The organism is Campylobacter sp. RM16192, from assembly GCF_004803855.2.
GTDB lineage: Bacteria > Campylobacterota > Campylobacteria > Campylobacterales > Campylobacteraceae > Campylobacter_A.
The window spans coordinates 1327875-1348881 of sequence record NZ_CP012552.1 but is presented as its reverse complement, the minus strand read 5'-3'; the positions used below and the strand labels follow the sequence as shown (position 1 = coordinate 1348881).

The 21007-nt window shown below is 37.5% G+C and carries 23 protein-coding genes and 1 tRNA gene; 13 read left to right on the top strand and 11 right to left on the bottom strand.

Features of this window, described 5'->3' with window-relative positions; genetic code table 11:
- Positions 1-84: 84 nt before the first annotated feature.
- Positions 85-333, bottom strand: a complete 249-nt coding sequence (locus CDOMC_RS10265) for a SelT/SelW/SelH family (seleno)protein (protein ID WP_257793000.1) — start codon at positions 331-333, stop codon at positions 85-87.
- Between the two features lie 90 nt (positions 334-423).
- Here CDOMC_RS10265 and CDOMC_RS07185 point away from each other — a divergent pair, with 90 nt between their 5' ends.
- From CDOMC_RS07185 to CDOMC_RS07165, 5 genes are all read left to right on the top strand, one after another.
- Complete coding sequence (locus tag CDOMC_RS07185) at positions 424-972, top strand: DJ-1 family glyoxalase III (protein WP_172128971.1); 549 nt, start codon at positions 424-426, stop codon at positions 970-972.
- 112 nt (positions 973-1084) lie between these two features.
- The gene (locus CDOMC_RS07180) at positions 1085-1327 is read left to right on the top strand and encodes an RNA recognition motif domain-containing protein (RefSeq protein ID WP_170018558.1); all 243 of its coding nucleotides are present in this window, start codon (positions 1085-1087) and stop codon (positions 1325-1327) included.
- A gap of 71 nt (positions 1328-1398) precedes the next feature.
- Positions 1399-2310, top strand: a complete 912-nt coding sequence (locus CDOMC_RS07175) for a glutamate--tRNA ligase family protein (protein WP_172128970.1) — start codon at positions 1399-1401, stop codon at positions 2308-2310.
- 42 nt (positions 2311-2352) lie between these two features.
- Positions 2353-5970, top strand: coding sequence for a DNA polymerase III subunit alpha (dnaE, locus tag CDOMC_RS07170; protein ID WP_172128969.1), 3618 nt, complete (start codon positions 2353-2355; stop codon positions 5968-5970).
- Between the two features lie 8 nt (positions 5971-5978).
- Complete coding sequence (locus CDOMC_RS07165; RefSeq protein ID WP_172128968.1) at positions 5979-6611, top strand: NAD(P)H-binding protein; 633 nt, start codon at positions 5979-5981, stop codon at positions 6609-6611.
- Between the two features lie 40 nt (positions 6612-6651).
- Here the strand turns inward: CDOMC_RS07165 and CDOMC_RS07160 are convergent, their stop codons facing one another.
- The 3 genes from CDOMC_RS07160 to CDOMC_RS07150 are packed head-to-tail and all read right to left on the bottom strand — an operon-like array spanning position 6652 to position 8995.
- A complete protein-coding gene (locus CDOMC_RS07160; protein ID WP_172128967.1) occupies positions 6652-7323 on the bottom strand; it encodes a cysteine hydrolase family protein in 672 nt (223 codons plus the stop codon).
- 24 nt (positions 7324-7347) lie between these two features.
- Positions 7348-8346 carry a sensor histidine kinase gene (locus CDOMC_RS07155; protein WP_172128966.1) on the bottom strand — a complete coding sequence of 333 codons (999 nt, stop codon included), beginning with the start codon at positions 8344-8346 and terminating at the stop codon, positions 7348-7350.
- Positions 8339-8995: a DUF234 domain-containing protein gene (locus CDOMC_RS07150; protein ID WP_236861299.1), complete on the bottom strand. Its 657-nt coding sequence runs from the start codon at positions 8993-8995 to the stop codon at positions 8339-8341. Before CDOMC_RS07150 ends, CDOMC_RS07155 begins: the two co-directional genes overlap by 8 nt.
- 282 nt (positions 8996-9277) lie before the next feature.
- On the opposite strand from CDOMC_RS07150, the gene CDOMC_RS07145 reads away from it, so the two are divergent.
- On the top strand, positions 9278-10597 hold the full coding sequence (locus CDOMC_RS07145) for an aminotransferase class V-fold PLP-dependent enzyme (protein ID WP_172128965.1): 1320 nt from the start codon (positions 9278-9280) through the stop codon (positions 10595-10597).
- Between the two features lie 5 nt (positions 10598-10602).
- On the opposite strand, the gene thiE is transcribed toward CDOMC_RS07145, so the two are convergent.
- Genes thiE through CDOMC_RS07120 form a run of 5 tightly spaced genes read right to left on the bottom strand, consistent with a single transcriptional unit; the run spans position 10603 to position 14050 of the window.
- Positions 10603-11205 carry a thiamine phosphate synthase gene (gene thiE / locus CDOMC_RS07140; RefSeq protein WP_172128964.1) on the bottom strand — a complete coding sequence of 201 codons (603 nt, stop codon included), beginning with the start codon at positions 11203-11205 and terminating at the stop codon, positions 10603-10605.
- Positions 11206-11234: 29 nt separating this feature from the next.
- Positions 11235-11864: a hypothetical protein gene (locus CDOMC_RS07135; RefSeq protein ID WP_172128963.1), complete on the bottom strand. Its 630-nt coding sequence runs from the start codon at positions 11862-11864 to the stop codon at positions 11235-11237.
- Positions 11864-12580, bottom strand: coding sequence for a basic amino acid ABC transporter substrate-binding protein (locus CDOMC_RS07130; RefSeq protein ID WP_172128962.1), 717 nt, complete (start codon positions 12578-12580; stop codon positions 11864-11866). The genes CDOMC_RS07135 and CDOMC_RS07130 overlap by 1 nt, the downstream gene beginning before the upstream one ends.
- A gap of 41 nt (positions 12581-12621) precedes the next feature.
- The gene (locus tag CDOMC_RS07125; RefSeq protein ID WP_172128961.1) at positions 12622-13350 is read right to left on the bottom strand and encodes an amino acid ABC transporter ATP-binding protein; all 729 of its coding nucleotides are present in this window, start codon (positions 13348-13350) and stop codon (positions 12622-12624) included.
- Complete coding sequence (locus CDOMC_RS07120) at positions 13343-14050, bottom strand: amino acid ABC transporter permease (protein WP_172128960.1); 708 nt, start codon at positions 14048-14050, stop codon at positions 13343-13345. The genes CDOMC_RS07125 and CDOMC_RS07120 overlap by 8 nt, the downstream gene beginning before the upstream one ends.
- A 190-nt stretch (positions 14051-14240) precedes the next feature.
- On the opposite strand from CDOMC_RS07120, the gene putP reads away from it, so the two are divergent.
- Positions 14241-15731, top strand: coding sequence for a sodium/proline symporter PutP (gene putP, locus CDOMC_RS07115; RefSeq protein ID WP_172128959.1), 1491 nt, complete (start codon positions 14241-14243; stop codon positions 15729-15731).
- Positions 15732-15733: 2 nt separating this feature from the next.
- Positions 15734-16984 carry a DUF2130 domain-containing protein gene (locus CDOMC_RS07110; RefSeq protein ID WP_236861298.1) on the top strand — a complete coding sequence of 417 codons (1251 nt, stop codon included), beginning with the start codon at positions 15734-15736 and terminating at the stop codon, positions 16982-16984.
- A gap of 9 nt (positions 16985-16993) precedes the next feature.
- On the opposite strand, the gene CDOMC_RS07105 is transcribed toward CDOMC_RS07110, so the two are convergent.
- A complete protein-coding gene (locus CDOMC_RS07105) occupies positions 16994-17386 on the bottom strand; it encodes an SseB family protein (protein ID WP_172128958.1) in 393 nt (130 codons plus the stop codon).
- Positions 17387-17524: 138 nt separating this feature from the next.
- Between CDOMC_RS07105 and CDOMC_RS07100 the strand changes: the two genes are divergently transcribed.
- The 5 genes from CDOMC_RS07100 (at position 17525) to CDOMC_RS07080 (ending at position 19845) form a co-directional block, all read left to right on the top strand.
- Positions 17525-17601, top strand: a tRNA-Ile gene (locus tag CDOMC_RS07100).
- A gap of 219 nt (positions 17602-17820) precedes the next feature.
- Complete coding sequence (locus tag CDOMC_RS07095) at positions 17821-18258, top strand: Arm DNA-binding domain-containing protein (protein WP_172128957.1); 438 nt, start codon at positions 17821-17823, stop codon at positions 18256-18258.
- Between the two features lie 108 nt (positions 18259-18366).
- Positions 18367-18513 carry a hypothetical protein gene (locus CDOMC_RS07090; RefSeq protein WP_172128956.1) on the top strand — a complete coding sequence of 49 codons (147 nt, stop codon included), beginning with the start codon at positions 18367-18369 and terminating at the stop codon, positions 18511-18513.
- 105 nt (positions 18514-18618) lie between these two features.
- Positions 18619-19578 carry an esterase-like activity of phytase family protein gene (locus CDOMC_RS07085; RefSeq protein ID WP_172128955.1) on the top strand — a complete coding sequence of 320 codons (960 nt, stop codon included), beginning with the start codon at positions 18619-18621 and terminating at the stop codon, positions 19576-19578.
- 57 nt (positions 19579-19635) lie between these two features.
- Positions 19636-19845 carry an alkylphosphonate utilization protein gene (locus CDOMC_RS07080; RefSeq protein WP_172128954.1) on the top strand — a complete coding sequence of 70 codons (210 nt, stop codon included), beginning with the start codon at positions 19636-19638 and terminating at the stop codon, positions 19843-19845.
- A 25-nt stretch (positions 19846-19870) separates the two neighbouring features.
- Here the strand turns inward: CDOMC_RS07080 and CDOMC_RS07075 are convergent, their stop codons facing one another.
- The gene (locus CDOMC_RS07075) at positions 19871-20977 is read right to left on the bottom strand and encodes an FtsW/RodA/SpoVE family cell cycle protein (RefSeq protein WP_172128953.1); all 1107 of its coding nucleotides are present in this window, start codon (positions 20975-20977) and stop codon (positions 19871-19873) included.
- Positions 20978-21007 lie beyond the last annotated feature (30 nt).

Below are 21007 nucleotides of genomic sequence, written 5' to 3'. Positions count from 1 at the left end.
CTAGTTTGAGGCTTAAATTTAAAGTTCAAATTTTATAAATATATTGATGAAGTCAAGGTCAAATTTGACCTTGACCATTAGAATTTAAGCGGATTTTAGGCTTTCTACTAAAAGCTCGATCTCTTCGTTATTTGGTAGAGCATTTACGCTAGTACCTATTAGATCTTTTTTGGAAAATACAACTTTTCCATCAACTTCAACTATGAAGTTTCCGCCACTTCCGACGACTTTGCTAACCCTAGCACCTTTTATTTCTGAAAGTATTTTTTCTTCTACACGAGAAGCTGTCGGTCTGTAATTTCAAGAATTACAATAGGTAATCTTTACTTCCATTTTTGTCCTTTCTTGTCAAGAAGTTTTGAATTCTAACACAAATTCAGTTAATCTAACATATAATTAAATAACAACTTGAAAGGAGCAGATATGAAAAAAGTCGCTGTAATGCTTGCAAACGGCTTTGAAGAGATTGAAGCGATAACCATTATCGATGTGCTAAAAAGAGCTGGAGCCCAGGCAAAATTTGTAGGGCTTGATGCAGATATCCTTACAGGAGTTCATGGTGTAAAAGTTCATGCCGACACTACGCTGCAAAATATTTGCGAAAGTGAGTTTGACATGATAGTGCTTCCAGGAGGCTTGCCTGGAGCGGAACACCTAGCAAACAGCGCTAAACTTCAAGCGCTTTTAAAAGAATTTGATAGTAAAGACAAATTTATAGGCGCTATTTGTGCGGCTCCTATGGCTTTAGCAAAAGCTGGCGTGATAAAAGAGAGCTACACTTGCTATCCAAGCTTTGAAGCTCAAGTTAAAGATAGCGGATACATAAGCTCGCAAAATGTCGTAAAAGACGGTAATATCATCACTTCTCGCGGTCCCGCTACGGCTATGGAATTTGCGCTTGAACTGGTTAAAAATCTTTGCGGCGAGAAAATTTACAAAGAGGTAAAAGAGGGGCTTTTGTTTAATAAATAAGCATATTTTTAAATAAATTATTAAAATTTGGCATTTTGCTAGCTTTTTAAAGTAAATTCAGGTATCATCATTTCACCGATTTTATCGGAATTTTTTAGAAGGAAACGTTACTGTGAATATTTATGTCGGTAACTTGTCATATCGTATGACTGAGGCAGAGCTTAAGGATACTTTTTCACCATTTGGTGAAGTAAAACGCGCAAGAATCGTTAAAGATCGAGAAACAAATCGCTCAAAAGGGTTTGGATTTGTTGAAATGGATGATGCCGAAGCAGTAAAGGCGATAGAAGCGTTAAATGACAAAGAGGTAGGTGGAAGGGCTTTAAGAGTAAATGAAGCTCGTCCAAAAGAGTAATCAATAGTTCAAGCCGTTATCTCTTGACGGCTTGAAAAATAATTTAATTTAGCATTAAATTCTGCCAATTTATGCAATACAAAATCATCTCTCGTATAGCTCCTACACCTAGCGGATTTCTCCATCCCGGAAATGTATATAATTTTCTTTTAATATATCTTTTTACTCGCACGCTTGATGGAATTTTATATCTTCGCATCGATGACTACGATCTTGTGCGGTATAGAAGCGAATATACCGAAAATATCTTTCGTGTGCTTGATATGCTTGATATAGACTTTGACGACGGAGCTAGCTGTGTAGCTGAATTTGAGTCAAAATTTAGCTCTAAATTTAGAGCTTCAAGCTATGAAAATGCGCTTAAGAGACTTGAAAATTTAGAAGTTTGCTATGCTTGCGAGTGCTCTCACTCGATGAAAGACTCATTTGAAAACGGCATCTATAAACAAATTTGCTTAAATAAAAATCTAAAATTTATTCCTGATAAAACATGTATCAGGCTTCACGTAAATAGTGATGAAGCTCTAGATGTGGGATGCGACTTAGCGAAATTTGGATTTGCAAATTTAAACCAAAGCAAAAGTATAAATTTGGCTAAAAGCATGGGCGATTTTATGATATATAAGAAAGACGGCAGCGCTGCTTATAACTTTGCAAGTCTCATTGATGATGAACGTCTTGGAGTAAATTTGCTCGTGCGCGGAGAGGATCTGCTTGAGTGCTCGGCAGCTCAAAAATATATGGCAAATTTGCTCGGACTAAATTTTAAAAATGCAAATTTTATCCATCATAGCCTGCTTAAAAGCGGTGATAAAAAGCTATCAAAAACTTCAAATGCACCTGCTGTGAATTTAAAAGACGGTGCAAAAATTTACTATAAATTTCTAGCTAAAAAACTCGGCTTAAATGAGGCAAAATGCGACACTTTATCAAATTTGCTCGAAGCCTTTAAAGAAAATATAAGCCATATAAAAGCGCTCTAAAAGCTACTCTTTTGTAAAATCAGACCTAATAAAGGAATGATTATGAGCGATTTTACACACTTACATCTGCATACCGAATACTCCTTGCTTGACGGAGCCAACAAGATAAAAGAACTTGCCAAAACGCTTAAAAAACAAGGCGTAAGCTCGGTGGCCATAACCGATCACGGAAATATGTTTGGCGCGATTGATTTTTACAAGACGATGAAGGGCGAGGGCATAAAGCCGATAATCGGCATAGAAGCTTATATCCATAACAGCGAAGATGTAGGCGACAAAAGCTCAAAGCAGCGCTTTCACCTATGTCTTTTTGCCAAAAACGAGACCGGGTATAAAAATTTGATGTATCTAAGCTCGATGAGCTATATCGAGGGCTTTTACTACTATCCACGTATCAATAAAAAACTGCTAAGAGAGCATAGCGAGGGCGTGATATGCAGCTCTGCTTGCCTTCAAGGCGAGGTGAACTGGCACCTAAACGAAAGCGAGCGAAATTTGCGCTACGGAGCGGGCGGGTATGAAAAGGCGCTTGAAGTGGCGCGCGAGTATAAGGAAATTTTCGGTGAGGACTTTTATCTTGAGATCATGCGCCACGGTATCGGCGATCAGCGCAGGATTGATGATCAAATTTTGCGTATAGCAAAAGAGCTTGACATAAAGATAATCGCTACTAACGACACGCACTATACGTTTCAGCAAAGAGCCGACGCACATGAGGTTTTCATGTGTATCGCGATGAACAAACTTCTTGATGATCCAAACCGCTTGCGCCATAGCGTGCATGAATTTTACGTTAAAACTCCGGCTCAGATGAGCGAGCTTTTTGCAGATATCCCAGAAGCCATAGCAAATACGCAAGAGATTGCCGATAAATGCAATCTTGAGATAAAGCTTGGCGACGCTACACCGCCAAATTTTAAATTTACCCTTGAATGCGCAGCCGAGCGAGGACTAAGTCTGCCGGAGCCAGAAAATCGCTACAGCTTTGCAAATGACTCGGTATTTTTTGAGCATGAGTGCAGAAAAGGGCTTGCCGAGCGGCTTAAATTTGTGCCTGAAGAAAAGCACGAAGAGTATAAAAAGCGCCTTGAAATCGAGATAGATATCATAAATAAGATGAATTTCCCTGGCTACATGATGATCGTTTGGGATTTTATCAGAGAAGCTAAAAAGCGCGGTGTGCCGGTAGGGCCAGGACGTGGTTCTGCGGCAGGAAGCTTGGTGGCGTATAGTCTTAGGATAACCGATATCGATCCTATACCGTACAACTTGCTTTTTGAGAGATTTTTGAACCCTGAGCGTGTAAGTATGCCTGATATCGACGTGGATTTTTGTCAGGATAGAAGAGGTGAGATAATTGATTATGTTATCGAAAAATACGGCAAATTTAACGTCGCTCAGGTTATAACGTTTGGTAAGTTGCTTGCTAAAGGCGTTATCCGTGATGTCGCGCGGGTTTGTAACATGCCTTATGCCGAGGCTGATGCTATGGCTAAGCTCATACCTGACGAGCTTGGTATCACGCTTGAGAGTGCATTTGAAAAAGAGCCTAAGATAAAAGAGCTCATCGATAAAAACGCAAACGCGGCTAGAATTTGGAAATTTGCACTTGATCTGGAGGGTCTAAACCGCAACGCAGGCATGCACGCGGCGGGAGTTGTTATCTCAAATGAAGAGCTTTGGAATAAAGCCCCGCTATTTCGCCAGCCAAATAGCGCAGAAGATCACTTCGTAACGCAATACAGTCTAAAGTATCTTGAGGACGTGGATCTTATCAAATTTGACTTCCTTGGGCTTAAGACGCTAACTGTTATTAATAACGCGATAAAACTTATCAAAAATCGCTTTGACAAGGATATCATCTGGGAGCAGATTAACATAAACGATCCGAAAGTTTATAAGACGATTCAAAGCGGACAGGCGATAGGGCTGTTTCAGGTGGAAAGTGACGGCATGAGAAAGCTTGGATTTAGCCTAAGGCCCGATTGCTTTGAGGATATCGTAGCGATGCTTGCACTTTATCGTCCTGGACCGATGGAGAGCGGTATGCTTGATGACTTTGTCAAGCGTAAACATGGCGAAGCTGAAATTTCATACGCATTTAAGGAGCTTCAGCCTATTTTAGAGCCAACTTACGGCGTTATCGTCTATCAAGAGCAGGTTATGCAGATCGTTCAAACCATAGGCGGCTTTAGCCTCGGAGGTGCGGATCTGGTGCGCCGCGCGATGGGTAAAAAGATAAAAGAAGAGATGGATAGACTTAAGGGTCAATTTGTAGAGGGTGCCATCGCTAAGGGACTAAACGGAACTAAGGCTGATGAGCTCTTTGATCTTATCGTAAAATTTGCAGGATATGGCTTTAACAAATCCCACTCCGCAGCTTATGCGTTTATCACGTTTCAAACTGCATATCTAAAGACTTATTATCCGGCTGAATTTATGGCGGCTCTTTTAACAAGCGAAGAGGATAACGCCGATAAGATCGCAAAATATATCGATGAAACCAAGCGCATGGGTATAGCCATACTTCCTCCTTGCATAAACAGATCAATGAAGGAATTTAGCGTTGTTAGCGAAAACGGAAGCGACGTTATCATCTACGGACTTGGCGCGATAAAGGGCGTTGGCGGTGCTGCGATAGAAAACATCATAGAAGAGCGGGCAAACGGCAAATTTGAAGGGCTTGATGATTTTGTTTCGCGCATAGATAGCTTTAGGGTAAACAGAAGAGTTGTCGAAAGCCTTACAAAATCAGGCGCTTTTGATACCTTTGGCTTTACTAGAAAGATGCTTTTTAACAACCTTGATAACATCATGGAAGCTTGCAAGAGTGCCGCTCAGATCAAGAAAAATAGCGCAGAAAGCCTCTTTGGCGAGGATGAGAGTATGAGTAGTGTGAAGGTAAATTTGCTTATGGATAGCAGCGAATTTGAGCTTAAAGATCGCTTAGCTTATGAGCGAGATAGCGTTGGAATTTATCTTTCTGGTCATCCTTTGCAGGATTTTAAAGCGCAGATTGATGAGATAAGCTATACTCTAAGCTCGGAATTTGAAAGTGTGGGCGAGAGTGCGGAGCTACTTGTGGTGGGCAAGATCAAGGATATCAGCACAAGGATAGCTAAAAATAGCGGTAAGAAAATCGGCACTTTAAACGTGCTTGATTTTCACGGCAATATCGAAATAACGCTTTTTGACCGCGAGCTAGCTGAGCTTGAAGAGCTTGGAAACGCTGTTTATGAAAAGCCTTATGCCTTTAAGATAAATTTCTCGCGCGACGGGCAGTTTAACCGAATAAGACTTATCGAGATGGTTAGCCTTGAAGATGCTAAGGATATGAATTTCAAAGCGCGAAGCTTTAAAAAGCGAAATTTTAACGGTAATGGCAGCTCTCAAAATGGTTCAAGTGGCAGCTCAAGCTCCAGCGAAAAACTAAGAAATTTAACTCCGCTTGAAGTAAGCTTGGATATAGCAGAGCTTAGTAAGGATATGGTGACAAACATCTACCGCCTAGCGATGGCTGAGCATAAGGCAAGTGCCGAGAGTAATACCAAAAAACTTATCGTTCGCATATCAAATCCGCAGCAAAATCAAATTTTAGTCTATGATACGCAAATTTCGGTTAGAGACGGGTTTGAAGAGCGAATCGGTAGCATAAGATAAGAGCGTAAATGAAAACAGCCTTAGTCGTAGGCGCTGCCGGAGCGGTCGGAAGCGAGCTTGTAAGGCAGCTTTGCGAGCATGAGAATTATGCCAAAGTGATTGTGCTTGCTCGCAAGCAGCTTAAATTTAGCCACGAAAAGCTGGAAGTTAAAATAGTAAATTTTGATGAAATTTCAAATTTGCCAAGCCTTTTTGTGGATGAAGTTTTTTGTGCGCTTGGCACGACTATAAAGCAAGCCGGTTCGAAAGAGCAGTTTAAAAAAGTTGATTTTCATTACACGATTAAAATCGCTACTTGGGCTAAAAACGGTGACGCAAAGCGTTTTGTGCTTATGTCTTCAAACGGCGCTGATGAAAATTCAAAATTCTTTTATCTGCAAGTTAAAGGTGAAGTGGAAAATAGGATAAAAGAGCTTGGGTTTTATAGCTTTCATGTAGCTCGTTTGCCACTCATTGACGCTAAGCGAGATGAGTTTAGGCTTGGCGAGAGGTTTGCCGTTTGGCTATTTAAATTTATCCCAAAGAGTATTTTAAAAGCGCATCATCCAATGACTCCAGCTAGCATCGCAAAAGCTGTGATAAAAGCCACTCAAAGCGATGAATCCGGAATGCAAATTTATCATCCAAGAGAGATTAAGTAGTCAAATTTAGCTCAAAAAAAGCAAATTTGACTACGATGTTTTAGTTAAGAGATTTAACCACCTTTATATTTGCCGCGATTTGCATGTGACGCAAAAATACCAGATGATAAAAGTCCCCGTTATGCCACGGCGCGTCGTAGGTTTGCACCAAATCGCTTACTACGATAACTTCGCGCTTTATGTTTTTTTCGTTTGCGCTTAGCTTGATGTGAAGGGCGAGGTTGTAAACGCAAAGATCGGTGCAGTCGCCAAAGATGACGAAGGTATCAACGTGCCTATTTTGCTCTAAAAAGCGGTTAAATCCGTCGCAATACGCCGAACTTATCGAGTTTTTGTAAAAAATTTTAATCTCATCAAAAAAGTCTAAATTTTTAAGCTCATCTATCGTCTCAGCTTCGTTTGTGCCTGCTACGGCGTGCGGTGGAAAGGCGTCAAATTCACTTGCTTTTTCGCCGTGGTTATCTTGGATCAGGATGAAATTTTTAAAGCCAAACTCATCGTGAGCTCTTTTAAAAGTATCTGCCAAATTTTTAGCTATGGCGCCCACTCTTGGACTAGATAACGCGCCCTCACAGCAAAAGCCGTTTATCATATCTACGCTTACGAAGGCGATATTTTTGCCACCGTTTTTAAAAAGCTCGCTCATCTTAAGTGGCTTTAGCTCTTCGTGCCAAATTTCTAATTCGTCTAAAATTTTTCTATCGAGTTTCATTTTTGCCTTTCAAATTTTATAAATTTACTCGCTTTTTGCCTTATAAATAGGCAAATTTATGCAAAAACGCTTCGGATTTAGCATGATTTCGATACTTCCTTTGTGTGCGTTTATGATCTGCAAGCACAGGTGCAACCCAAGCCCGTTTCCTTTGAGCTTGCTCGTCTTAAACGGCTCAAAGACGATTTGCGCATTTGCTATATCTACTCCGCTATCAAATATGACGAAGCGATGTTCCTCGGCTGTTTTTTCATATTCAAGCCTTATTTCCCCGCTTTCATCATCGCTTTGCTCGATAGCGTCAATCGCGTTAAAAAGCATATTTTGAAAGACTATCGCAAGCAAGTCTTTATCGCCGTTATAGTAGGCGTTTGGAAAATTTAAGTTGAAATTTATCTCTTTTGAGTAGGCGTAGTAGGCGATAGCCTCTTCGCACTCGCTTTTTAGTTCGCTAAAGTTAAACACGCTAGGATTTATGCTAAGCCCTTTTGTAAAGAGCAAGGTTGCCTTGATGATACGCTCTACTCGCCAGATGGCCCTTTGAATTTCGCTTACTACGGGCTTTGTTTTTTCATCGGCTCGCTTTAAAAGCGTTGAAGTTAGAAGTGAGATAGAGCCTATGGGATTTCTTATCTCGTGAGCCAAATGAGCTGCTACTTGCCCCATGGAGGCTAGACGCTCGGTGCGCTTTTCTTTGGTGATGTCGGTTGCCGAGATGATTTTTTTGCCGTTTTTTTGAGTTGTTTTTATGAGGTAAATTTGTCCGTGTAGCTCCATCTCTTCGCTGTTTTCATCGATTAAATTTAAAAGTTTAGGAATTTTAAGCGCTTCTGAGTTTTGCAAGAAAATTTCGCCCTTTTCGTCTATGACCCAGATGGCGGTGGGCAAAATTTCCACGATCTCTTTTATGAAATTTTGCAAATTTGAGTATGAATTCGTGAGGTTTTTATACTCTTGCTCGATTAAATAAGTCTGCTCTATCAGGCTTTTTAACCCATATTGTATGCTTGTTTTTTCATCCATTTATCAGCTCCTCAAAATCTTTCATATCAAAAAGCATTACTCGCTCGTCTTTTAATCTCTCAAGCTCTTTGCTAAAGCCGCTCTTTGAAAAAAGCGCAAATTTATACGGTTCAAGTTGCAGCCTGCTACACTTTTTAGCAAGCAAATTTAGCACATTTTTGCATATCTTATGCTCTTTAAATTTCGCCTCTCCGACTATGATCTGCTCGTTAATTTTTAAAAACAGATCGATCTCAACCTCTCTTGTCCACAGGCTGCTTACTCTATCAAATTCTACGTCAAATTTGTGCGCCAAAAGCTCCCTGCAAACAAGCTCAAATCCAAAGCTTGCATAATCATCGAAATTCGCCCTTATATCTCGCATAACGTTATCAAATTTAGCCTCTTCAAGCAGGCTTAAATTCGGCTCTATAAATCTAAACCAAAATCTAGTGAAATTATCGCTAAAACGTATTTTATCCTCTACCTGATGTCTTCTTAAATGCTTTTTTAAAAGCTGTCCTTTTGGCGCTTTTATAGGTTTTTCAAGGCTCTTTTCAACACTTATGAGCTCTCTTTCAAAAAGCTCTTTATAAACTCGTTTGGCGACTTGTTGAGAGAAAATTTTATGGATATTAAACCGCTTTCTATCGCTTTTTGCAAGGCGCATTAGTGCAAGGCTAAGTTCGTTTTTAAGCGGAGTGTTAAAGCTAAATTTTGGTTTTAAATTTTGAAATTCTCTTACTATACAAACCTCAATCGCCTCAAAAATATCGTAAAAATTTGCACTTATATCATGAGCGTCAAAAACGCAATGGAAATTTATAAGCTCATGTATATCGAGGTGTTTGAAGCGTTTATAAGAGGATTTTAACGTATGGATTTGTTCTCCTTTTTAACCCATTTTAGCACACTTTTGGTTATAATCACTTTTAAAAACTAAGGCGATAGTGTGCTGAATTTGGATGAAGTTAGAAAAAATATCATTTTAAAAGACGGAATTTATTATTTTGATTATACCGCTTCGGGGCTTGCTTATGAGCCTATCGAAAAAGAAGTTTTAAAATTTCTAAAAACTTACGCCAATACACATTCTGACAGCTCCTCAAACGCCATTTTAACCCAGCGCAGATACGAAAACGCAAGAAGCGAGCTTAAAAATTTACTCGCTCTTAACGATGAGTTTTATCTCATCGGTTGCGGAAGCGGAGCAAGTGCTGCCATCAAGAAATTTCAAGAGATCATGGGTATATATATACCGCCAAAAACACGCGAGAGATACCATATAAAGGCACTTTCAAACCTGCCATTAGTTATCGTTGGACCGTATGAACACCACTCAAATGAAGTTAGTTTTCGCGAAGGGATGTGCGATGTGGTGCGAATAGGGCTTGATGAGAGCGGAGGAGTTGATTTTAAGATGCTTGAGCGCGTGCTTGAGATGAATAAAAACCGCGAGATAATCGCCTCTTTTAGCGCCGCTTCAAACGTGACGGGTGTGATTAGCGATTATAAGAGAGTTTATGAGCTAGTTAAGGCTAGGGGCGGAGTGTTTGCGCTTGATGCCTCAAGTCTTAGCGCTTATGCAAATGTTGATAGCAACTACTTTGACGCGCTATTTTTGGCGCCGCACAAGCTGCTTGGCGGAATTGGAAGTTGTGGGCTTTTAGCGATTAAAAAAACACTTGCAGATAGCAGCGAGCCTACCTTTGCAGCCGGAGGAACGGTAGCTTACGTAAGCAGGACTAGCCATCAGTTTGTAAAAAACTTTGAGCAGTTAGAAGAGGGCGGCACTCCGGGCATAATTCAGATGATAAGAGCAAATTTAGCCTACAAGCTTAGAAATGAGATCGGCTTTGAGCACATTAAAGAGCGTGAAGATGAGCTTGGCGAGCTTTTTGAAAATGAGCTTGAGAATATCGATGACGTGATATGCTACTGGCCTAAAAATTTGACTCGAGTTCCGATATTTGCGTTTAATGTCCGCGGAGTTTCGCCTTATGACTTTGCAGCTACGCTTAGCAACGACTTTGGTATCCAAACTCGCGCGGGGTGCGCTTGTGCCGGGCCTTACGGGCATGATCTGCTTGGACTTAAGGATAATGTTGTCTTTGATAAAAAGCCGGGCTGGGTTAGGGTAAGTCTTCACTACACGCATACAAAAGATGATGTACTCTATCTTGTTGAAGCGATTAAAAAAAGTATCGATAAGCATAAAAACGCTTGGGGCGAGGAGCTTGCGCTTCACTCGATATTTGCAGGTAAAATTTGATAAATTTACAAAAATCTGCTTAAGTTTTTGTAGTTTTCGCTTATGCTCTCAGGTCTATAAAGAGCTGAGATAACAGCGATAAGATCAACTTCCAGAGATAAAATTTGATCTATGTTTTGAGCGTTTATGCCGCCGATTGCACAGATGGGTATATCTAAAATTTCTTTGGCTTGCATTATAGTTTCAAAAGAGCACCTTATCGCGGCAGGCTTTGTAGGGCTTGAAAAAACGCTACCAAACGCTACGTAGCTTGCTCCTGCGTCTTGCGCCTTAATGGCTAAATTTATGTCATTATAGCAGCTTGCACCGATAAACGCATCTTTGCCTAGAATTTCTCGCACAGCTTTTATATCGCCGTCATCTTTACCGATATGAACGCATTTTGCTCCGATTTTTTTAGCAAAAGTCACATCGTCATTTACTATAAATTTTGCTCCAAAATCATCGCAAAGCGTTAGCAGCTCGCGTGCTAAATTCTCGTTTTTGTAAGCTTTTTTGCTTCTATACTGAAAATATTTTATCCCGCACTCTAAAATTTCACGAGCCTGCTCTAAGATAGTCTCGTCCGGAGTTAAAATATCATCGCTGATAGCGTAAATTTTAGACAAATATTACTTCCTTGTTTGATTTTCATATATCATTCGCCAAAATCCCTTCCAAAATCCTCTCCAAATTGCTTACGAAACTCTATTATGATCTTTGGCTTTTCTTCTTCTAATGTTTTTGTGGAGTTTATTTCTTTTGGCTTTTCTTGTTCTTTTGTTTCAGACTTTTTACCGCTTAGGCACTCAAAAATTTTAGGAAATTTCTTCTCGATTTCACTCTTTTTTTTATCAAACTTTATCTTTTTATACTCTTTTGTTTTTGGTATTGCAAGTGAATATTTTACGAGAGTCTTATTTAAAATTTTACTCTCATTGCTTACTTTACAGAGCCATCTATCTCCCAAGCTTTTATTGGATGATATATAGAAATTTTGTCCTGGTTTAATAAATTTATAGATTTGATCTTTGTAGAAGATATTAAATTCTTCAATTAGCTTTTTATCTTTTGTGCATTTTTCAACATCATAAAACTCGATTCCATAGAGCTTACAAGGGGCTGTTTTGAGAATATTTATTTTAAAAATAAAAGTATCGTCAATCTTCTCCGTAAATAGAGCAACTACTCTTTCTTTGGCCAGAACTTGAATTTGAAGTATAAAGAATATAGATACAAAGGTTGCGCAACCTTTAAAACTCTGTTTAAAAATTGCGCATAAATTCATTATTTAAGATCGTATTTTTCTAAAAGCTTGTCGTAAGTACCGTCTTTTTTAATATCTTCTAGAGCGACATTTATCTTCTCTATAAACTCTTTATGTTTATCTTTATCAAATGCCATAGAAAAGCCTTCGCTTCCATCTGACTCTTTGTGAAATTCCATTAGATCAGGATTTTGCTTTAGATATCCGTATCCAATAGAACTATCAAGTATTACGGCATCCATTTTTTCAGCTTTTAGACCAAGGATTAGTGGCACTGTTTCTTCTGCAGGTACTACTTTTACCCCATCTATTTCTTTTGCTGCAATCTCTTGTACTGTTCCTAATTGAACGCCTATTTTCTTGCCTTTAAGGCTTTTTTTATCTGTTATCTTATTGTTGCTTTTTTTCTTCAGATATATATTTTCTGTAGAATAGTAAGATTTTGTAAAATCAATAGATTTTCTTCTCTCGTCAGTAGCACTCATGGCACTTGCAACACCATCTATCTTGCCTGCTTTTAGAGCTGGAATGATTCCATTAAAGCTCATATTTACGAATTTATATTCAAATCCTACTCTTTTTGATAATTCTTGAACTAAATCTATATCAAAACCAGTAATTTTATTTTGATCATTTATAAATTCAAATGGCGGATAGTTAGCAGCTGTACCTATTTTAAGTTCTGTGGCTCCAAGCCAAACAAAACACGCTAAAAACAAAGCAAACAATTTTTTCATGCATACTCCTTTTAAAATTTTTTAATTATAATACAATAAATTTAATGATTTAGAACTTTACTTAAAAATTCTTTTAAACGTTGATTTTGAGGATTTTCAAATACGTTCTTAGGCTGATCATCCACAGTGATTTTACCACCATCCATGAAAAATATTCTATTGGCAACATTTCTTGCAAATCCCATCTCGTGGGTAACTACAAGCATTGTTATACCCTTTGAGGCTACATCTCTCATTATATCAAGCACCTCGCCTATCATTTCAGGGTCAAGTGCAGATGTGGGCTCATCAAAAAGTATAACCTCTGGATTCATAGCTAAAGCTCTAGCTATAGCTATACGCTGCTTTTGACCACCTGAGAGCTTATGAGGAAATGCATCTTTTTTATCACTTAATCCTACGCTCTTAAGCAGCTCAAGTGCTTTTTTTTCAGCATCCGCTTCACTCATTAGACCTGTTTTTATAGGCGCTAAAGTCAAATTTTCTAAAACGTTTTTGTTTGCAAATAGATTAAAGTGCTGAAAAACCATACTAACTTTTTGGCGAATTTTATTAATATCTGCTTTTTTGCTTAGTATATCTTCACCGTTTATCTTGATGTGCCCGCTTGTTGGTTCTTCAAGACGGTTTATGCAGCGTAAAAATGTACTTTTACCTCCGCCACTAGGACCTATTATGGCTATTACTTCGCCTTGTTTGATATCTACATTTATATCTTTTAAAACTTGCAGATCGCCGTAATTTTTATTTAAATTTCTAATCTCAATCATTTCTATTTAGTCTCTCTTCAAGTTTTTTGGCTAGGAATGAAAGTGTTTTAATGCTTACGTAATAAACCACTCCGGTAAAAATTATTGGCCTTGGGTTATAAAATACGGCTTGCAGACTTTTACTCTGCATTGTAATATCAACTACGCTAATAAATCCAACTACCGATGTCTCTTTAAAAAGTGAGATAAATTCATTCGCAAGAGCCGGCAGGATATTTTTAGTCGCCTGAGGGAAAACTACTTCTCTCATTGATATGCCATAGTTTAGCCCCATTGCGCGAGCCGCTTCCATTTGGCCTTTATCTACGCTATTTACTCCGCCTCTTACTATTTCTGCTACATATGCGGAGCTGTTTAGTCCAAGAGCTATTATGGCTACGTAAAAGTTATCGCTCCAAGTAGCGAAAATCACTACAGAAAAGATTAAAAGCTGTAATAGTATAGGCGTTCCACGCAATATATCTATATATTCATCGATTATAAAATTTAAAATTTTGATATTTAAAAATTTTAGAAACGCTAGAGTAAAACCGAGTGCTATTCCTATTAAAATTCCGCCTAATGCAAGACCTAGGGTTACACCGTAGCTTTTAAGGTAGGCCATACGTTGAATTTCGTTCATTTCGGTAGGGTAGAAGTAGTATGTGCCAAATCCTACTATAAAAATAAAGAATAAAAATTTAAAAAATCTCTCGTTCAATTTTTTACCTTTTTAAAGTGAAACATAAAACGTAGAATATACAAAAAAAATAATATTTTTTTGCTTAAGTTGGATTACTTTTTCGAAGAGAGGCTACTTAAATTTTTAAATAAATACTCTATATTTTTTAAATTTTAATAAATTAAATGCTACTATACTATTTTTAAATTTTATTACAAGGGCTTTATTTATGGAGTTTAGCGCTTATATTGCGATTGCTATATATTTTGGATTTTTGCTTGTAGTTGGTAGATATGCTTATGACAAAAATGCCAGCATGAACGAATATTTGCTGGATAATCGCCGCTTGGGTCCCGTTGTGACCGCTCTTAGTGCAGGAGCTAGTGACATGAGCGGTTGGATGCTGCTAGGGCTTCCTGGAGCGCTTTATGCTACAGGGCTTGCCAATGCGTGGATAGCTATAGGGCTTACTATTGGAGCTTATTGTAATTATCGCTTTTTAGCAAAAAGACTTCGTGTATATACCGAGGTTGCTAGTGATAGTATCACTATTCCTGACTTTTTAGAAAACCGCTTTAAAGACAACACAAAGATACTTAGAATAGTTTCCGGAATGATTATTCTTGTATTCTTTACATTATATGTTAGCAGCGGCATAATCGCTGGCGGAAAGAGCTTTGAGAGTTTTTTCGGGCTTGATTTTAAGATAGGTGCTATATTTACACTTTTTATAGTTGTTTTTTATACTTTTTTTGGAGGATTTAAGGCTGTTTGCATAACAGACGCGTTCCAGGGCACGCTAATGTTTTTGGTTTTGGTTTTGGTGCCTACTGTCGCATTTTTTAATCTGAATTTGCCGGATGGCACTAGTTTATGGAGCGAGATTAGCAAGTATAGTAAAAATCATCTTGATATATTTTATAATCAGAATTTTTTAAGCGTTTTGGGTCTTATGGCTTGGGGGCTTGGATATTTTGGTCAGCCTCATATCATAGTGCGCTTTATGGCGATAAGAAGTTCAGACGAACTTGCACAAGCTCGTAGAATCGGTATAGGCTGGATGGCTTTGGGTCTAATAGGAGCTATGATGAGTGGACTTATAGGTTTTGTATACTATAGTCAATTAGGAGCTCCACTAAAAGATCCTGAGACCGTATTTTTAAAGCTTGGAGAGACGCTTTTTCACCCATTTATAGTAGGAGTTATTATCTCTGCCGTACTTTCTGCGATCATGAGTACTATTTCAAGCCAGCTGCTAGTAAGCGCAAGCTCTGTAACAAAGGATTTTGTGTTCGCATTTTATAAAAAAGAGTTGGATGAAAAAGTTCAGGTAGCCTTTGGTAGATATGCCGTAGTTGCTGTAGCTCTTACTGCAACATTTATTGCATTTTTTTCAGACGATAGCGTTTTAAGCGTAGTTGGAAATGCTTGGGCTGGATTTGGTGCCAGCTTTGGTCCTGTTATATTATTTAGTCTTTACTGGAAGAGAATGAGCGCGCTAGCCGCACTTGCGGGCATGATAGTAGGTGGAGCTACCGTAATAATATGGATAATGCTTGGATTAAGCTCTGAAATTTATGAAATTTTACCAGGATTTATCGCGTCAAGTATAGCTATAGTAATTATTAGCTTATGGGGTGATGCGATAGATAAGATGACTAATGAGCCAAATAGTAAAATCGTGCAAGATGAATTTGAAAAGATGAAAACAAGGCTTTAGCTTTGAAAAATAGCATAAAATGCGCCAATTGCGGTCATGAAATCGATGTAAATTTAGCTCTCAAAAGAGAGTTTGAACTTGAATTTAACCAAAAAATGGCTCTGCAGCAACGTGAATTTGAAAAAGAGCTTGAAGTAAAGCGAAGTGAGTATAAAACGCATTTTGAAGCTTTAAAACAAAAGGAAAAAGAGTTTGAAAAGAACTTGCAAGATGCTTTAAATTTAAAAAAAACAGAGCTTGAAAATGAACTAAAAAGCAAATTTGAAAGTGAAAATTTAACCCTTATAAACTCTCTTAAAGTCGAGCTTGAGGCAAAATCTAGACAAGTTAGCGAGCTAAATTTAAAAACTGTCGAGATAGAAAAACTAAAACGAGAAAAAGATGAGCTAGAATCTAGTATAAAAGCCAAGGCTGAGCTTGAGTTTAGCGCTAAACTATCGCAGGAAAAAGAGAAAATTCAAAAGCTAATCGAATCTCAAAATGAGCTTAAATTTCGTCAAAAAGATGAGCAGATGGAAGCTTTAAAAAAGCAGCTAAATGAGGCTCAGCGCAAGATAGAGCAGGGCAGTCAACAGCTTCAAGGCGAAGTGCAAGAGCTTATGATAGAAGAGTGGCTTAGGCTTAAATTCCCACTTGACGTGATAGAAGAGGTTAAAAAGGGTGCAAACGGCGCTGACTGCATGCAGATAGTAAATACCAGAGAGGTGCAAAACTGCGGTAAAATTTATTATGAAAGTAAGCGAACCAAGAACTTTTCAAATGAGTGGATAGAGAAATTTAAAGCCGATATGCGCTCAAGCGGTGCTGATGTGGGAATTTTAGTAAGTGAAGCTAGACCAAAAGATATGGAGCGACTGGGGCTGGTTGATGGTGTGTGGGTGTGTTCGTATGAGGAGTTTAAGGCGCTTAGCTTTGTGCTTAGAAATGGTTTGGTTGAGCTAAAATTTGCTAAAAATTTGAGTCAAAATCAAGGTAGCAAAATCGAGCTTTTATACAGCTATCTAACTAGCAATGAGTTTAAAATGCGAATTGAAGCCATTGTAGAGGGTTTTACTTCAATGCAAGATGATCTCATAAAAGAGCAAAATGCGATGAAGCGAATTTGGAAGAGTCGCGAAAAACAGATAGAAAAAGTTCGCGATAATGCCATAGAGATGTTTGGATCTATTAAAGGGATTGCTGGAAATGCTATCGGCGAGATAAAGAGGCTTGAGCTTGGATTTGATGATGGCGATGAAATGCAGAGTGAGTGAAATTTGAGATCAAATTTCACAAATTTGCTTAATTGTTTCGCAATTTAATATTAGATTATACGAGAAAGCGTCTATAACGATACCTGCATATTTTTCTTTTGAGGCTTCTAGCATAGCAAGATAGTTTTTAAGCTGTAAATTTAACACTTCTTGTTCGCTATCACTTCTCCATTTCATCATTTCTTCTTTGCTTGTAAAAGCTGGAAAATAGCTGAGAGTACTTTCTTCATCTTCAAGCAGAATAAATTTGATATTTGAACCTTCTTCCTCATAGACAGCTTTTCCGTCAGGCTTTGCTAAGGCTTGATTTATAATAACAGGCGCTATAAATTCTGCCTTCTTGAGTTCTTTTATAAGCTCATTTTCGTTTTTATTACTTGGATTATCTAAAAATTGTTTCATTGATTTAACTAAAACTTCGGACACTTTTACCTCTATTTTTAAAATTTTGAGAAATTATACATTTTTTAAAATTTTAAATCAAAATTTAGCGATAAATAAGTTTTGAGGTGATATAATCACAACTTCAATTTAGCTAATGGGTTCATAGCTCAGTTGGTTAGAGCATCCGGCTCATAACCGGATGGTCCCAGGTTCGAGTCCTGGTGAACCCACCATTACATACTTTTTAAGTAATATTTAAGCTTCAAATCACATCAAATCACTTCACAAAAACACCTTAAATACGAACTTTAATCGCTTAAACTCACTTCTTTAAGTATCAATTTACTTCAAATAAATTATAATCGGATTATGCTTTTATGTGTATGTGATATGTGTAAGTGAGCTACATACACATAAAACTTGACAAAACAACGATTACAAGGGGCTTTGTTATGGGTGGTAGAGTAAAGCCGATGAGTGATAAGGAATTAAAGGGCTTGAAATGCGAAAATGGCAAGAAGCTTAAACGTGTAAGTGTAGGCGGTGCGGATAACCTATACATCTATGTTTATCCATCAGAGCCAGGCATTAAACCCACTAAAGTATTTTATTTTAGATGTGGCGATACACAAAAGAAAATAGGCGAGTATCCATTCATTACCCTAGCGGAAGCAAGGGCGCAAGCGGTTTTAATGAAGCGTGATACACATACATATACACAATCACATACACATATAACTTTTGAAAAAGCTACAGAAATATACTTAGAACACAAGCGAAAGATATTATCGGAAAATACTATTAAAAAAGAATTGTCAAGACTGAAATACTTAACTTATCTCAACAAAAAGAATATTAGAGATATAACGGCGACATCTCACGACCTTTAAAGGCGATAAATGACAGCAAAGGCATAGGTGACAACCTCATCAGGACTAAAAACCTTGCCAGCCAAATACTAGATTATATGATAGAGCTTGATTACTTAGAGGTAAAATGTGGCTAAGTCAATATCTAACTCTCTGTTTGTAAAAAAGCCTGTTAAACATCATCCTGCTTTAATCGATAAAGACAGAATAAGAGATTTTATCAAGGCACTAAACGAAACGGAAGAAGGAACAGACTTTAACGTTTGTTACTCGTAATAAAGTAGCTAAGATTTTAAATATTGATGATGACACATTCATATCTAGGCAAACTTTTGGATATTGGGTAAAAGTAATTGATGATAAAAAATACATAATAGCTTGGTGGATGATGTAGGAGTTAATATTGATTGTAAAAGTTCAAAGAAAATTTTAGGTGAAGAAGTTTGCAGTAAGGGCAAAATTTTCCCATTTCCAAATTTTTCTCCTACTATTTACAAAATAAAAATACTTAATGATGGATATGAAATTCTTGAAAAAATTCCGCTAAAAACTTCAAGTGGCAAGCCTTTAACTGGGATTTCAAATCCAGATACGGAGGCTGCTTTTACGCTTAATGGCTCAAATATAAAAGATGATGTAAACGGACTTGATATCGAAGCTATAGTTGTTACGAAAGATAGGGAGTTTTATTTAGCTGACGAGTATGGACCAAGTATAGTGCATGTTTCAAGTGATGGAAGAGTTAAGGAGAGATGGGTTCTAAAAGGTGTGGCGGCAAGTTTAAGCAGAGCAGACACTAAAATAGTTGAAAATTTGCCTGCCAAATTAAGACAAAGAGAGTTAAATAGGGGTTTTGAATCTCTTGCCATAAGCCCAGATGAGAACACTTTATATACTGTGCTTCAAAGTCCTTATATAGGAGATGAAAACTCAAGAGAAGTAGTCTTTTTGGCTATTAATATAAAAAATAAAAAAGTAGTTGGCGAATATATCTACAAAACCGATGAATGGAGCAATTTTAAAAAAGATACTAAAAAGAAGTCAAGAAAGCAAAATGATGTAAAGATAAGCGAGATGGTAAGTCTACCAAATGGCGATATAGTAGTGCTTGAGCGAATAAGTAAGAGTACTAAATTTTATAAAGTTGATATCAAAAATGCAAAAAATGGTGAAGTTTTATCAAAAGAGCTTGTTTTTGATACAGATAACTTTGATAAATTTCCAAGCAAGATCGAGTCTTTGATTATCATTTCTTCAGATGAGTGGTATCTGATAAACGATAATGATTTTGGTATAGAGGGCGACAAGACCAAAATTATAAGAGTAAATTTTAAGCCTTAGGCTTGCAACTTGTAAAATTTACCTGCTATAATGGCTCAAATTTTACAAGAAGAAAGTATGCCAAAAGATGCAAACGGAACAGAACTAAATGCAGGAGATAACGTAACTCTCATCAAAGATCTTAAGGTAAAAGGCGCAGGCGCAACTCTTAAACGCGGAACAATGGCGAAAAACATTAAGCTAACTGGAAATGACAAGGAAGTTGAGTGCAGGATTGATAAAATGGGCGTTATTGTACTTAAGACCGAGTTTTTAAAGAAAGCATAAATTTAAGCCATGAACTTGGCTTAAATCAAAATTTGATCTTTACGAAGCGGTATGTAGGATCAAATCTAAAAGTAAGTAAATTTTGTAAAATTCCAAATAGGCTCAAAAAGGTCACAAAGCTACTTCCGCCGTAGCTGTAAAACGGAAGCGGAATACCTACAACCGGAGCAAATCCAATAGTCATCATAATATTTACGCTTACATAGATAAATATCAAAATTCCAATTCCTGTTGTAACCACTTGCGTGAAATAATCATCTTTAAGACCGTAGTTTAGGCTAAGTAGATGAGTGATTAAAAATCCGTAAAACATCATCAGCGTAAATGCCCCCAAAAAACCAAATCTTTCAATGGTATATGAAAAGATAAAATCACTGGTTGCAATTGGCAAAAATTTAAAGTGCGTTTGAGTGGCTTCATCTTTTGATTTGCCCGTGAGACCACCGCTTCCTATGGCGACTATGCTTTGGCGAACGTGATAGCTTGATTCTTCACTTAAAAAATCATTGATTCTTTTTTTCTGATAGTCGTGCAAATTTTCATATATTAAAGGAGCCAATATGACTATACCGGCGGCTATGCTAAGCCATATTTTTTTATTTACTCCTATGATGAATAAAATTGCATATCCCATAATTATAAGGATCAAAGCAGTCCCAAGATCAGGCTCTTTCATAATCAAAAATGCAGGTAGGATTATGTATATACTAAGTCTTAAAAAATCCTTGAGCCCATAACCGTTAATTCCCGGAGGGCGATGCTTTACTAGGTATGCCATCATAAGTAAAAATGATGGCTTCATTATCTCTGATGGCTGAATAGTAAAATGCACAAAAGGGATTTCAAGCCAGCGTTTTGCTCCTAATTTTGTTACTCCAAATAGATCAACACTTATTAAAAGCGCTATACATAGCCAGTAAAATGCCGGTATTAGCCATTCAAGCCTTCTTATTGGAAGCAGGAAAAAAAATGTAAACGCGAGCAGTCCTATGCTGAAATATATAAGCTGTTTATTTGATAGAATAGAATTTGCTTCTGAAACTAAAATATATGATAAAATTATAATAGGTAGTATCAAGATTGGTTGAACAAAGTCAAAATGAGTTAGAATTCGCCTATCAAGTCTTATCAAAATTTCGCCTTTTTTAGCGGAATTATAACA

Excerpts from the sequence above, each read along its gene's own strand:
- CDOMC_RS07185 (WP_172128971.1), top strand. The coding sequence starts at position 424 with ATGAAAAAAGTCGCTGTAATGCTTGCAAACGGCTTTGAAGAGATTGAA.
- CDOMC_RS07175 (WP_172128970.1), top strand. The coding sequence starts at position 1,399 with ATGCAATACAAAATCATCTCTCGTATAGCTCCTACACCTAGCGGATTT.
- dnaE (WP_172128969.1), top strand. The coding sequence starts at position 2,353 with ATGAGCGATTTTACACACTTACATCTGCATACCGAATACTCCTTGCTT.
- CDOMC_RS07165 (WP_172128968.1), top strand. The coding sequence starts at position 5,979 with ATGAAAACAGCCTTAGTCGTAGGCGCTGCCGGAGCGGTCGGAAGCGAG.
- CDOMC_RS07160 (WP_172128967.1), bottom strand. The coding sequence starts at position 7,323 with ATGAAACTCGATAGAAAAATTTTAGACGAATTAGAAATTTGGCACGAA.
- CDOMC_RS07155 (WP_172128966.1), bottom strand. The coding sequence starts at position 8,346 with ATGGATGAAAAAACAAGCATACAATATGGGTTAAAAAGCCTGATAGAG.
- CDOMC_RS07150 (WP_236861299.1), bottom strand. The coding sequence starts at position 8,995 with ATGCGCCTTGCAAAAAGCGATAGAAAGCGGTTTAATATCCATAAAATT.
- CDOMC_RS07135 (WP_172128963.1), bottom strand. The coding sequence starts at position 11,864 with ATGAATTTATGCGCAATTTTTAAACAGAGTTTTAAAGGTTGCGCAACC.
- CDOMC_RS07130 (WP_172128962.1), bottom strand. The coding sequence starts at position 12,580 with ATGAAAAAATTGTTTGCTTTGTTTTTAGCGTGTTTTGTTTGGCTTGGA.
- CDOMC_RS07125 (WP_172128961.1), bottom strand. The coding sequence starts at position 13,350 with ATGATTGAGATTAGAAATTTAAATAAAAATTACGGCGATCTGCAAGTT.
- putP (WP_172128959.1), top strand. The coding sequence starts at position 14,241 with ATGGAGTTTAGCGCTTATATTGCGATTGCTATATATTTTGGATTTTTG.
- CDOMC_RS07105 (WP_172128958.1), bottom strand. The coding sequence starts at position 17,386 with ATGAAACAATTTTTAGATAATCCAAGTAATAAAAACGAAAATGAGCTT.
- CDOMC_RS07095 (WP_172128957.1), top strand. The coding sequence starts at position 17,821 with ATGGGTGGTAGAGTAAAGCCGATGAGTGATAAGGAATTAAAGGGCTTG.
- CDOMC_RS07080 (WP_172128954.1), top strand. The coding sequence starts at position 19,636 with ATGCCAAAAGATGCAAACGGAACAGAACTAAATGCAGGAGATAACGTA.